At 61.3% G+C, this 13,139-nt stretch carries 10 protein-coding genes and 1 tRNA gene; 2 read left to right on the forward strand and 9 right to left on the reverse strand.

All coding sequences use genetic code 11. The features are described from left to right. Nucleotides 1–145 precede the first annotated feature (145 nt). From ACYU7Z_RS07190 to ACYU7Z_RS07220, 7 genes are all read right to left on the reverse strand, one after another. Entirely contained in the window at nucleotides 146–499 is a 354-nt protein-coding gene (locus ACYU7Z_RS07190) for a hypothetical protein (protein WP_460568840.1), read from the reverse strand. A gap of 230 nt (nucleotides 500–729) precedes the next feature. Then, on the reverse strand, nucleotides 730–1,317 hold the full coding sequence (locus ACYU7Z_RS07195; RefSeq protein WP_460568842.1) for an NUDIX domain-containing protein: 588 nt from the start codon (nucleotides 1,315–1,317) through the stop codon (nucleotides 730–732). Nucleotides 1,318–1,422: 105 nt separating this feature from the next. Beyond that, complete coding sequence (locus ACYU7Z_RS07200) at nucleotides 1,423–2,532, reverse strand: serine hydrolase domain-containing protein (protein WP_460568844.1); 1,110 nt, start codon at nucleotides 2,530–2,532, stop codon at nucleotides 1,423–1,425. A gap of 45 nt (nucleotides 2,533–2,577) precedes the next feature. After that, a complete protein-coding gene (locus tag ACYU7Z_RS07205) occupies nucleotides 2,578–3,312 on the reverse strand; it encodes a hypothetical protein (RefSeq protein WP_460568846.1) in 735 nt (244 codons plus the stop codon). A 422-nt stretch (nucleotides 3,313–3,734) separates the two neighbouring features. Then, entirely contained in the window at nucleotides 3,735–4,634 is a 900-nt protein-coding gene (locus ACYU7Z_RS07210) for a cyanophycinase (protein ID WP_460568848.1), read from the reverse strand. An 84-nt stretch (nucleotides 4,635–4,718) separates the two neighbouring features. Beyond that, nucleotides 4,719–6,080 carry an APC family permease gene (locus ACYU7Z_RS07215; RefSeq protein ID WP_460568850.1) on the reverse strand — a complete coding sequence of 454 codons (1,362 nt, stop codon included), beginning with the start codon at nucleotides 6,078–6,080 and terminating at the stop codon, nucleotides 4,719–4,721. A 511-nt stretch (nucleotides 6,081–6,591) separates the two neighbouring features. Next, a complete protein-coding gene (locus ACYU7Z_RS07220) occupies nucleotides 6,592–7,881 on the reverse strand; it encodes an aminotransferase class V-fold PLP-dependent enzyme (RefSeq protein WP_460568852.1) in 1,290 nt (429 codons plus the stop codon). Between the two features lie 167 nt (nucleotides 7,882–8,048). On the opposite strand from ACYU7Z_RS07220, the gene cphA reads away from it, so the two are divergent. Further along, the gene (gene cphA / locus ACYU7Z_RS07225; RefSeq protein ID WP_460568854.1) at nucleotides 8,049–10,688 is read left to right on the forward strand and encodes a cyanophycin synthetase; all 2,640 of its coding nucleotides are present in this window, start codon (nucleotides 8,049–8,051) and stop codon (nucleotides 10,686–10,688) included. A gap of 95 nt (nucleotides 10,689–10,783) precedes the next feature. Further along, nucleotides 10,784–10,854: transfer RNA gene (locus tag ACYU7Z_RS07230), tRNA-Gln, on the forward strand. Between the two features lie 94 nt (nucleotides 10,855–10,948). Here the strand turns inward: ACYU7Z_RS07230 and ACYU7Z_RS07235 are convergent. Both ACYU7Z_RS07235 and ACYU7Z_RS07240 read right to left on the reverse strand, forming a co-directional pair. Then, nucleotides 10,949–11,341, reverse strand: coding sequence for a four helix bundle protein (locus ACYU7Z_RS07235; protein WP_460568856.1), 393 nt, complete (start codon nucleotides 11,339–11,341; stop codon nucleotides 10,949–10,951). A 128-nt stretch (nucleotides 11,342–11,469) separates the two neighbouring features. After that, on the reverse strand, nucleotides 11,470–13,059 hold the full coding sequence (locus ACYU7Z_RS07240) for a sensor histidine kinase (protein ID WP_460568858.1): 1,590 nt from the start codon (nucleotides 13,057–13,059) through the stop codon (nucleotides 11,470–11,472). Between the last annotated feature and the right edge of the window lie 80 nt (nucleotides 13,060–13,139).

Here is a 13,139-nt window from a genome sequence, read left to right on the forward strand (position 1 = left end):
TTTCCTTGTATCAACGAACCGCCCATCGGGGCGGCATGTCTGTAGCCCCGGGTGCAACCCGGGGAATAAATGTGGGATAGGCCCGATCTCCCCTCTCCTTAGGAGAGGGGCCGGGGCTGAGGTCGAGAGGGGCCGGGGTTATGGTCTACGCCCCCGGTATATCCTCCTCCGATACGAAAATCGATTTCCCCTGCGCCCGTCCCTGCGCAACCATTTCGTCGGCGCCGGCCGATGGACCGCCGATACGGAGCACGGCATCGCAATGCCCGATAAGACGGATGGCAACGGGGTGGAATAGTTCATTGAACGCATCATCCCCGATGGCCTTGGAGCCCGCCGCTTCGATCAGCGGGAGCGCAAACCATTCGCCCAGCACGGGCAGGTGGCCACGGCGATACAGCCGCAGCGCACAGTCGGTCATCGCCTGTACGTTGGCGTGGATCTTTACAGGGTCGTCGTTGGTGCCGGAGCGGTAAGGCCCGGCGACTAGGATCATCATAAGGAAAGTTTGTAGTTTGAAGTTTGGCTCTGCCCGCCGAAGCTTAGCGAAGGCGGGAGTTTGTAGTTTATAGTTTGTAGTTGGCTCCGCACGCCGAAGCTTTAGCGTAGGCGGGAGTTTGTAGTTGGCTGACGAACGCCATTGACCTGAGCATCCCTTTCTGCTCACCGCTCACCGTTCACTGCTCACCGCTCACCGCTCACTGCTCATTACTCATTACTCATTACTCATTACTCATCGCTCATCACGCCGTTCAGCGCAGCCCATTGGAGGAGCATGATCGTCTTGCCGTCCTGGATGGCGCCGGTTGTGATCATCGAAAGGGCTTCGCGGAAGGGCAGCTCGATCACTTCGATCTCTTCCTGCTCGTGGGCAAGCCCGCCGCCGTGCGCCACCTTCATCGAGTCGTCGTATTCGGCGGCGTAGAAATACACCAGCTCGGTGAGCGATCCCGGCGACATATACGCGGAGAAAAGTTGCTTCACTTCCCCTACCCGGTAGCCGGTCTCTTCCTCGGTTTCACGGCGGATGCCTTCATCGGGATGCTCCTGGTCGAGGAGGCCGGCGGGCACTTCGAGGATGCTGCCTTCGGCATTACCATGTAGGTAGGAAACGATGCGGAACTGGCGCGTCAGCAGCACGGTACCGCGGCCGGGGTGGTACAATAGAATCGCGGCGCCGTTGCCGTGGTCGTAGGTCTCGCGCTGCTGCCGCTCCCAGCTGCCATCGCGGCGCCGGTAATCGTAGGAAACGCGGCTTAGCGTCGACCAGCCGCGGGAGAGCAGCTCGGTGCTCATATTTCGGATACGTTCGTTCATGGGTTGCATTGCCCGTCAAGATACGTTGCGGGCCGCGGGCGGCGCGTTATTCCGGAAGAAACGTTGGCGCAACTGCATGAACCCGCCCAAAAGCCGGCGAAAGCATCACCAGCCGCCCATGACGGCGTGAAGCTTCGTCCACAGCTCATTGTCAAAGCCGGAGGAAGCCGACGTGGATGCACCTGCTGCATCGCCCAACCGTATAACTACAAGTCCCTGCGCGCGCGACACGTAGATCTTCTGGTCGTTCTTGCCAAGCGCCGCGAACAGATCCGCCGGCGCCTGCGGGATCAGCGAGGTCGGGAACACCTGCTGCGAGCCGGGGATCATCGCACTAGCCTTGCCATTGAGCCAGGTAAGATAGCCGTACGAAAGATTTATATTCTGCGAGGTCGCCACCTGCGTGTTCCACCAGGCTTCGTTGACGATCGCGGTTCCATTCCAGTTGCCCTTGTTGTACAGCAGCAGCCCGAACCGGGCAGCGCTCCGCGCGGTGCTGTAATACACTTCGTTGTAGCCGCCCGTCAGCCAGGTGCCATTCATCCCGATGCGGTCGCGCACACGGGCCGCGAAGGCGGCATTGTACGTCTGCCCGGTCGCTGCTTCGATCACCGCGTGGAGCTTCGTATGCGCGCCGTTGTGGTAGGCCCAGCGCGTACCCGCATCCGCCTTGTATTGCAGGCAGGACGGCGCCGTGCAGTCGTTGTCGGGCACCGCGTCGTCGAGGCCGGAAGTCATCGTGAGGAGATGCCGCACCGTGACCAGGTTTTCCTTCGCCAGCGGCTCCGAGGTCCAGCCCGTACCGATGTATTGCGCCACCTTGTTGCTGATATCCACGCGGCCTTCCTGCACTACTATTCCCGTCAGCAGCGCCGTCGCCGTTTTGCCGGCGGAGGCCCAGTACCAGTTGGAGTCGGCGGTAAAGCTGCCGAAGTATTTCTCGTAGGCGATCCGCCCGTTTTTGAGGATGATGAACGCCTTCGTGTTTTGCTGCTGCAGCCAGGGGGCCAGCGCATCGAGCTCCGTCCCGTTCCAGCCGAGGGAAGCCGGCGTCACGGTTTCCCAGCTGCTGCTCCCGGTGGGCGGGAAATAAAGCGTTGCCGGTGCGGGTTGCGGCGCCGGTGCGGGTGCCGGAGCCGGGTCGCTGGATGTATTCTTTTTACAGGACAGGAGCGCGGCGAGAAGGACGACGGGAAGCAGTAATCGGGGTTGCATGCAGGTAGGACGAATGGTTAGCCAGTTAGTTTAAACGATCGGGATTTACGGGGTTGCGGTGAATTTCCAAACTTCCTGCCTGCTGCCGCGGACCAGCACGAGCTCCGAAGCGGTTACGCGGCTGATGGTCCAGAACTGCTGGTCTTTGCCCGTGCTGACGACGATGCTGCGGTTGCCCTCGCCGAAGGTCCAGGTTCCGTCCACTTCGAGCTGGCCGATCTTTCCTTTGTAGCCGCCGTCGGGGCGGAACTCGAGGTAAGAGCCGGCCACGAGCTCGCTCAGCATGCGGATCTGCTCCTCGGTTCGGTCCGGCACCTCGCGCCGTTTCAGGTACCAGCGTTTGGCCACTTCCGCCTTTGTCGCCACTACGGAGGGGGGCTGCTTGTACGCAGCTGTGGGAACGAGGCTGCTGTCGCCGGGCACGCGCTTCAGGGCGTAGCCGCCCTTGCTGTCCATCCGGAGCAGCAGGCTGCTGTCTGTAAGGGCCAGTACGCGCAGCTCCGAGGTACCCGAACCGTCGATGCGTATCGTCAGGATTGGCGGGGCGTAGGTCCAGCTGCCGTCCTCCGGCCGCCCTGTCAGCGAGGCCCGGTAGCGGCCATTTTCCGCGAATACAAATACCAGGTCGGCAAACATCTTCCCGGCGCTGCGGAGGTCTTCGCGCTCACGGCCGCTGCTGTCGACGAGGTACCGGAATTTCCACGTACCCACGAGCGAGGGCTGCTGGGCGATAGCCGGCACGGCGAGTGCGAGCAACAGGGCGAACAGGAGGATGCGCATGACACAAAAATAAGCGGCCCGGCGAACCGGCAAGGGGCACTTTCCCGGCGCGACAGAAGGCTCCTTTCCCGAGACGGCCGCCAGCGGCGTTAAGACGTCCGCCAGCGTCATTAAGAAGACCGGCAGCGAAGCTGAGACCATTGCCAGCGAGGCTGAGACGACCGGCAGCGACGCCGGGAGCACCGGCAGCGGTTTCGAGACGACCGCCAGTTGGACAAAGAGTCAGTTCAGCGGCTTCGAGACGACCGCCAGCGGACCAAAGAGTCAGGTCAGCGGCCTCGAGACGACCGCCACTGTCGCAAAGAACCCGGTCAGGGCGCTGTTTTGCATATTATCCCGTCCCGCGTCCAAAGAAAAATCCCGGCGGGGAGGCCGGGACTTACTTATCCAATATTCAATAATCAAAATTCAATGCTCAGGGCTTATTCCACATGCACCTGCTTGCGGATCAGCGCGCCTTCCGATGCTTCCTGCAGGAAGGTCCGCTCGCGGAGCAGGTAGCCGTTGCCCAGCTCGCAGAGGTGCACCTTGAGGTTTTCGATGGAGATGGGGTTGCCGTCGGGGATGTCGGCGATGTTGGAGTGGCGGATGTCGTGGCCGTCGAGGATCATCACGAGACCCGAGCCGATGGCTTCCATCTTGTTGCCGCCGGTGATGAGCATCCCGGTGTCTTCACCGAGGCCGATACCGATGCAGCTCGGGTTGCCCGCGATCGCCTGGGCGAGGCGCCCGAAGCGGCCGCGTTTTTCGAAGTGCGAATCGATGATCACCGAGTCGACAAAGCCAAGACCGCTGGTCATTTTCACTTCGCCTTTGAGGTGGGCCTGTGCGGCATTTCCCTCGTAGATCATCGTGCCGCTCATAGCCATGGCGCCCGCGGAGGTGCCGGCGATGACGAAGTTCTCGTGGCGGTAGCGGTTCTGCAGGATGTTTAGGAATTGCGTGCCGCCAAAGGTGGCGCTGAGGCGCAGCTGGTTGCCGCCGCTGATCATCACCGCGTCGCAGTTGAGGAGGCGGTCGATGTACTCGGGCTGCACGGCGTCGGCGCGGTCGCGGATCCGCATCACACCCACGTTGGTGCAGCCGATCTTACCAAAGGCATGGAGGTAGTTGGCGCCCACTTCGTCGGGGATCATCGAGGCCGTGGTGACGACTTCGATGCGGGCGTCGGTGCCGCCGGCTTCTTCCACGATGCGGCGGAGAATGCCGAGGGCAAAAAAGTTGAGGTTGTTGCGCTTGATCTCGCCCTTTTCGAGGTCGGTGCCTTTGTCTTCGGCGCCGCCGACGGCGATGAGTTTTCCTTGGGGATATTGTTGGGTCATGTGGATGGCTTGCTTCGGAGACCCATCCCCTAACCCCTTCCCAAAGGGAAGGGGAACAGCCGCGGCTCCAAACTCCTCCTTCCCTTAGGGAAGGAGGCTGGGAGGATGGGTCTCGCGCAAAGCTACCGTTTCAGCCCATCCGCGCCGCCACTTTTCTGTTAAATAGAACACCAGCACGCCGAGCAGGGCGATTCCCGTGCCCCAGAGCGCGAAGCGGCCGGTGGAATAGAGCACAAAGAGCCAGATCGCCACCGATACGATCACCGGGAGCGGGTGGAGCGGCATCCGGAAGGGCAGCTGCTCCGCCCCCCGCCGCGACCGCAGCAGCACGACGCCGATCGCCTGGGCTACGAACTGCACCAGGATCCGCATCGCGAGGATGGCGCTGATCACTTCCTTCAGCGAAAACGTGAACAGGAACAGGAGCCCCAGCGCCAGGATGAAGAGCAGCGACACGTAGGGGAAATCGCGCTTCGGGTGCAGGCGTGCGAAGACCGGGAAGAAGGCGCCGTCGGCCGCAGCCGCATAGGGCACACGCGAGTAGCCAAGCACCACGGCGAAGAGCGAGGCGAAGGCGATCCAGAGCACGAGCACCGTAGCCACCTGCCCCGCCGCCGGCCCGTACACCCGCTCGATGGCCACCGACGCTATGTATTTATACTGGCCCGCTTCCTGCCAGGGCACCACGCCGGCCACCGCCCAATTGAGGCCGAAATACAGGAGGCTGATGCCCGCGATCGACAGGAAGATGCTCCGCGGGATGTTGCGCCCCGGGTTGCGGATCTCGCCACCGAGATGGCACACGTTGTAGTAGCCCAGGAAGCTGTAGATCGTTTTGACCGAGGCGCTGCCAAGTGCGGCCCAGAAGGCGACGCTCAGGAAATCGCCGCCTTCTGTCGGGAAGAGGCGCACGGGCAATCGCGGGTGCGTGAGGCCGCCGATGATGATCCAGCCGATGGTGCCGATCACACCGATCCACAGGGCCACCGACAGCTTGCCGATCGACTCGATGCGGCGGTACAGCAGCACGCCGATGCAGGCGATCAGGATCGTACCGATCGCCTTCTGTTCCCACCAGCCCAGCCCGTGATGAAAGTATTTGACGTACTCGATAAAGCCCAGCGCGCCCGAGGCCACCACGAGCGGCGCCTGTATGGAGGTTTGCCACACGAAGAGAAAGGACATGAGCTGTCCCCAGCGCCCGGGATAGGCCACCTTGTGAAAGTTGTAGGTGCCGCCGGCGAGCGGGAAGGCCGCGCCGAGCTCGCTCCAGATACAGCCATCGAGGAAGGCGATGACCGCGCCGAGCACCCAGGCCCATATATAAAAGGGGGAGTTGAAAATGCCCATCACCAGCGGCAGCGTTACAAAGGGCCCGATACCCACCATATCGATCATGTTGATAGCGGTGGCCTGTATCAGCGTCAAGCGGCGGTGGAGCGACATGGATGCAAGATAGGGAGGGGTACCGCGAGAATGGAAAACGGACACGAATAGCCAGGTCAGTCGCGGGCTTCCGGTAATGGACAGCCGCTCCCTCAACAGGCGGCATCATCGAAGATCCCGGCGCGGGCGCCGGGATGACGGGCTCCCGTTGGGGGGGGATGAACGGCGCGGCCACGAGCTGCAGTGTGTTGGCCAGCCCTGAGAGGTCCCCGCATGGGCCCTTGACCCAGAGTAGCGGGCAGCCCTTTAAGATCCCGGCGCAGGCGCCGGGATGACGGGCTGCCGTTGGGGCGGATGAACGGCGCGGCCACGAGCATGTCCCGCACGACGACTGCAGCCGAGGCCGCGCCGCCGTACTTCTCCTTCGCCTGCATCGTCATCCCGTACGCTTGCGTACGGGATCTTCTCGCCGCGTCATTCGGCGCTCAGGCGGAATCCGCCGCAGCCCCCACGCGTTTCTTCAGCACCTTATCAGCGCATTACCACATCACCACATTACCACATCAGCACATTATCCCTGCTGTTTCAGGTAACTACGTATCCCCTCCACCAACACATCAAGATCCCGCGTAAGGGTGTACACATTCGGCGTGATGCGCACACCGCTGATGCCGCCCCAATCGGTAACGGTGCTGTGCACGCGGAATTTGTTGTACAGGAAGCTTTCGAGCTCGAGCGGCTTCCTGCCGTCGATGGAGAGGAGGCCGATGGCGCAGCCCCACTTCGGGTCGGGGGAGGAATGCAGGCGCAGGCCGGGGAGGTCGCGCACCTTATCCATCCAGTAATTCTTGAGAAAGTTGAGGCGCTGCTGCTTGCGCTCCAGGCCGATCATCTCGTTGAAGTCGAGGGCGCGGCCCGTTGCCTGCTCGATATAGAACGGGCGCGTGCCGAGGCTCTCGAATTTGCGGATGTCGGCGCTCTGCGCGTCGCTGCTCCCGTGCAGCGGATACAGCTTCGCGATCTTTTCCTTCCGCACCCAGAGCATGCCCACACCGATCGGTGCGTAGGTCCACTTGTGCAGCGAGCTTACGAAGTAATCGGCATGCAGTCCCGGTATCGTGAAGGGAAACTGGTTGAACGAATGCGCGCCATCGACCAGCACCTCGATGCCGCGCTTTTGCGCTTCCGCAGCGATGGCGGCCACCGGCAGCACTTGCCCGTTCCAGTTGATGACGTGCGTGAGCAGCACCAGTTTCGTCTTCGGCGTGAAGGCTTGCACGTATTGCCGCACGAAGTATTGCTCGTCTTCGGAAGGAAGCTTCAGGTCGACCCAGTTGACCTTGATGCCGTCGCGGCGCTCGCGTTGCTGCAGCGTGAAGATGGCGTGGTTGTAATCCTGCCGCGCCGCTACAATTTCGTCGCCGGCTTGCAGCGGCAGGCCGAGGAGCACGGTATCGAGCCCTTCGGAAGCATTGCGGTTGATGGCCACTTCGTCGGCGCTGCAGCCGGCAACGGCCGCAAGGCGCTTGCGGAGCGGCTCGCGGCCCTGGTCGAGGATGCGCCACATGTACAGGCTCGGCGCCTCGTTGATGAAATCGAAATTTTGCTTCATCGCCTCGGCCACGATCCGCGGCGCCGGCGACACGCCGCCGTTATTCAGGTTGATGATGTTGGGTCCGCTGGTAAATGCCTGCTGCACGGTGTACCAGAAGTCCTCGTCGCCCGCAAGATCGACCGGCGAAAGCCCGGCCCCGCGTTTCAGCGAATGATCGAGGTTGCGGCTCCAGGCGGGCTGCCACAGGCCACCGAAAACGGCACCGGAAAGGAGCGATACATCACGGAGAAAGGAACGACGTTGCACGTGGTAGGAAGTTTGGGGTTTGCAGTCTGGAGCTTTGGTTTTAGGCTTACGCTAACAATGCTTAAGCTACAAACTATGCTTCACACACAACAAACTTTTCCGGCGGCTCCCGCTTTGCACAAGATGGACGGCTAAAATGCTATATTGCTGCAGACTAATTATCGCCCATGAAGATTCTTGAATTGAAGGTGCTCCGGGGTCCGAATTACTGGAGCGTGCGCCGGCCCAAATTGATCCAGATGAAGCTCGATCTCGAAGAGCTCGAGCAACGCCCCACGAACAAGATCGAGGGATTCCGGGAAAGGATCGAGGCGATGCTTCCTTCCATGATCGCGCACCGCTGCAGCGAAGGCGTGCGCGGCGGCTTTTTTCACCGCGTGGAGGAAGGCACCTGGATGGGACATGTGGTGGAGCATATCGCCCTGGAGCTTCAATCGCTGGCGGGTATGAACACCGGCTTCGGCCGCACCCGCGGCACGGGCGAGCGCGAAGGCGTTTATTATGTCGTATTCAATTACGAGGAAGAAGAAGCGGGCGTATATGCCGCGAAGGCGGCCGTGCGTGTAGCCGAAGCGCTTACCGCCGGCGAAGCCTACGACGTCGAAAAAGACATCCAGGAGCTCCGCGAGATCCGCGAGGAAACGCGTCTCGGGCCTTCCACCGGATCTATCGTGGCGGAAGCCGCGAAGCGCAACATTCCCTTTATCCGGCTCAACAAGCACTCGCTCGTGCAGCTTGGCTACGGCGTGCACCAGAAGCGCATCCGCGCCACCATCGCCTCCACCACATCGAGCATCGCCGTGGACCTCGCCGGCGACAAGGAAGACACGAAGAACCTGCTCGGCGCCGCCGAAGTGCCGGTGCCGAAAGGGGTCATCATCCGCAACGAGGAAGAACTGAAGGAGGCCATCGACGAAGTAGGCTACCCGCTGGTGCTGAAGCCCGTCGACGGCAACCACGGCAAGGGTGCTACCACCAATATTACTTCCTGGGAAGGCGCGCTCAACGCGCTTGCCGAAGCGCAGCGCTACGGCCGCTCCGTCATCTGCGAAAAGTTCATAACAGGCTTCGACTTCCGCCTGCTGGTGATCAACTACAAATTCATCTGCGCCGCGCGCCGCACGCCGGCCGCCGTTACCGGCAACGGCCGCAGCACGATCCAGGAGCTGATCGACGAGACCAACAAGGACCCGCGCCGCGGCTACGGCCACGAGAAGGTGCTGACGCAGATCACTGTCGACAACTTTACCTGGAAGATGCTCAACGATAAAGGCTACACGCTCGAAACGGTGCCCGCCGCCGGCGAGCTCGTGCTGCTGAAGCCGACCGCCAACCTGAGCACCGGTGGCACCTCCACCGACGTCACCGAGGAAGTGCACCCCGCCAACATCTTCATGGCCGAGCGGATCGCGCAGATCATCGGCCTCGACATCTGCGGTATCGACATCATGGCCGAAACGCTCTCCGAGCCGCTCAGCGAAAGCGGCGGCGCCGTGCTCGAAGTCAACGCGGCACCCGGCTTCCGGATGCACGTGGAGCCTTCCGAAGGCATCGCCCGCAACGTGGCCGAGCCCGTGGTCGACATGCTCTTCCCGCAGGGCGGCGACGGGCGCATCCCGATCATCGCCATCACCGGCACCAACGGCAAGACAACCACTACGCGCATCACCGCCGCCATCGTGCGCGCAGCAGGCCGCAAGGTGGGCTACACCACGTCCGACGGCATCTATATCCAGAACCAGAAGATGATGGACGGCGATACCACCGGGCCTGTGTCGGCGCAGTTTGTGCTGAAAGATCCGGCGGTTGATTTCGCGGTGCTCGAATGCGCCCGCGGCGGTATCCTCCGCGGCGGCCTCGGCTTCCAGCAGTGCGACGTGGCCATCGTTACCAACATCGCCGAAGACCACCTTGGCCTCGGCGGGATCAATACCATCGAGCAGATGGCGCGCGTGAAGCAGGTGGTGCCCGAAACCGTGTCGCGCCGCGGCTACGCCATCCTCAACGCCGACGACGACCTGGTGTATAAAATGAAGAATGACCTCGATTGCCATATCGGCCTTTTCTCGATGCGCGAGGACAACCCGCGGGTGCTCGAGCACTGCGCCAAAGGCGGCAAGGCCTGCATCCTTGAGAACGGCTATGTAACGATCATGAAGGAGAACTGGAAGGTGCGCGTGCTGCCGTTGAAAGACATTCCCGTTACCTACTTCGGTAAGGCGGCGCACAACATCGCCAACGTGCTGCCGGCGGTGCTGGCCACCTACCTGTTCAAGGCGGTGAGCATCGAAGACATCCGTCATGCGCTGCGCACCTTCGAGCCCTCGAGCGTGCTCACCCCGGGACGCCTCAACTTCTTCCACCTCCGCAAGTGCACCTTCCTCGCCGACTTTGCCCACAACCCGGCCGGCGTGCAGCTGCTTTGCGATTTTGTAAGCCAGCTCGATTACCCCGAGAAGATCGGCATCATCACCGGCACCGGCGACCGCCGCGACGAGGACATCCGCAACATCGGCGCCACCGCGGCGCGCTATTTCGACAGCATTATCGTGCGTATGGATAAGAACCTCCGTGGCCGCAGCGCGAGCGAGATCGAAGGACTCCTGCTCGACGGGATCGGCTTGGTAAACCCGGCCCTCCCTGTTACGGTCATCGCCGACGAAGCCGAGGCCCTGCGCCATGCTTACGAGCATTGCCAGCGCGGCGCACTGGTGACCGCCCTCTGCGACAAGGTGGAGGGTACGCTGGCCAAGATCCGCGCCCTCCAGGAGCAGGAGGAACTCGGCGGGAAAATGCAGTTTGCCTAGCAACCGCCCTTCTCCCTCAATGGATTAGAACATTTTTTTAAAAATTATTTTTGACGAAAACATCTCGACCCTTATTTTTGCACTCCTTTACGGATTGAGCTATGGTGTAACGGTAGCACTACAGATTTTGGTTCTGTCTGTCTAGGTTCGAATCCTAGTAGCTCAACAAAAAGCAAAGGCCTCCATTCGGAGGCCTTTGCTTTTTGAACAGCAGAACAGAGAACAGCAGAACAATAGAACAACAGAATGTTGAAATGGGGTCAGCCTGAGGGGGCAGTGGGCAGTTTGGGAACGTTTTTCGCCTGAGCGGTTTTGATGCTTTTCACGAATATGGAAATGAGCTCATTATTTTCTTTTACCAGCGCAGGTACTTCTCCATCATTCATCCATCCACACTTCGCAATAATCCGGAGCGCATTATAGGTTTCCCGTAGTTCCTTGAGCGCAACTTTCATTTTATGAACAAAATCGGCGCGGCTCTCGGCAGCTTGCGCCTCGCCGTACTGCAGTGCCGGTGCGGTTCCGCTCCGAGTAATTTGCCCGGCCATGTAATTACCCGCAAGCGTTGCCGGGAGCCGTTCTGCCAGCTTGATAATCCGAGCTGAAAAATCAATCAATCGCTCATCAAGGTCGAATGCTTTGCTGTAGTTCACAAATACGTTTTCGCAAAGCTTATCGTTCCCGACTTTCTGTCCATGTGATTTTCACCAATCTCCCACGCTGTTTTTCTCCCCTTATTCTGTTGTTCTGCTGTTCGATTGCTCTGTTGTTCTGCTGTTCGTTATGCGGGCAGCCACACAAAAAACGCCGCTCCTTCACCCGGGCGGCCTTCGGCGCGAACGACGCCGCGGTGCTGGTCGACGACCTTCTTGACGATGGCGAGGCCGATACCGGTGCCCTGGTAGCTGTGGTTGGGATGAAGCCGCTGGAAGATCTCGAAGATCTTTTCGGAGTAGGCCGGGTCGAAGCCGATGCCGTTGTCGCGCACGCAGAGCTCCACCCATTGCTGCGGCAGGCGTCCGCCAAAGCGGGCATGGTCGCGGCTGACAGTGGCCCGGACGGCCTCGGGGAGCTCCGCCTCCGCCAGCCGGCGGCAGCGTACCTCGATCAGCGGCGGCACGCCGGGACGCTGAAACCGGAGTGCGTTGCGCAGCAGGTTCTGCAGCAGCTGCCCCATTTGCGCGGGCACCGCGCGGATCACCGGGAGCGGGTCGGCCTCGATGCGCGCACCGCTCTCGCGGATGCTGATCGCGAGCTCCTTCAGCTCCTGCTGCAGGAGCCGGTCAAGGTCGGTATCGACGAAAGCGGCATCATTGTTCTGCAAGCGGGAGAAGCGAAGGATGTCGTCGATCAGCACCTGCATCCGCTCGGCGGAGCTGCTGATCTTTTCAAAATAGGAACCACCCGCCGAGCCAACGACACCCGGCTGCTGCTCGAGCAACGAGATGAACGTGCGGATCTTGCGCAGCGGCTCCTGCAGGTCGTGCGACGCCAGGTAGGCAAACTTGCGCAGTTCGGCGTTAGACGCCTCGAGCTGCGCGGCGTTCTCGAGGAGCGCGCGCTGCACCTCGCTCTGCTCGGTGATGTCCTGCGAGGTTCCGATCATCCCGGTAACGGTCCCCGCGGCATCAACAAGCACTTCACCGCGCGACTGCACAATGCGCAGAGCGCCCGAGGGCGTAATGGTCCGGTAGGTGAACGACTCGAAGCGCTTCTTGGCCATCGCTTCGCGGATCGTTGCATCCACAAAGGAACGGTCCTCGGGATGCAGCCGCGCAAGGAACTCCTCGTAATGGCCAACGGGCTCCGAAGGACCGATACCGAACACACGGTACATCCCCGGCGACCAGGATACGATATTGCTCCGCACATCCCACTGCCAGTGACCGAGCCGCGCGATCTCCTGGGCGACGGTGAGCTGGCTGACCGCCACGCGCAACTGCTCCTCGGCCTTCTCGCGCTCCTGCACCTCCCGCTCGAGCTCCTCGGCGGAGCGAAGGCTGAGGGCCAGGGGCATATAACGCACCAGGTAGAAAACAGTGATCCAGCTGATGATGCCCGTGATGAGCCGCACCAGCGCGCTGAGCCGGTAGGCCGGGAACCAGAAGACGAGGGCATCGAGCAGGTGCGTGGATCCGCAGGCCAGGATGAAAGCGGCAAACAGGAAGTAGATCCGCATAAACCGGGCATGCGCCCTGCGCGACGCGTAGCGGAGGATGGCCAGCGGGATGGCGAAATAAGCCGACCAGATCAGCAGGTCGCTGATGATGTACAGCCATCCATGAAATTCAGTCCAATTGCCGCAATGCCAGCGGGGCGGCCAATCGGATGTATCAAACAGTTTGCGGAAAAAGTCTACAACCTCGTTCATGCAGTAGCCAGCGGGTACATCTTAAAGATAGGAAAGACCGGCCTATCTGTAAAGTCCCGGTGCTTCTCTCCCGGCCTGGC

The organism is Flaviaestuariibacter terrae (genome assembly GCF_054777635.1).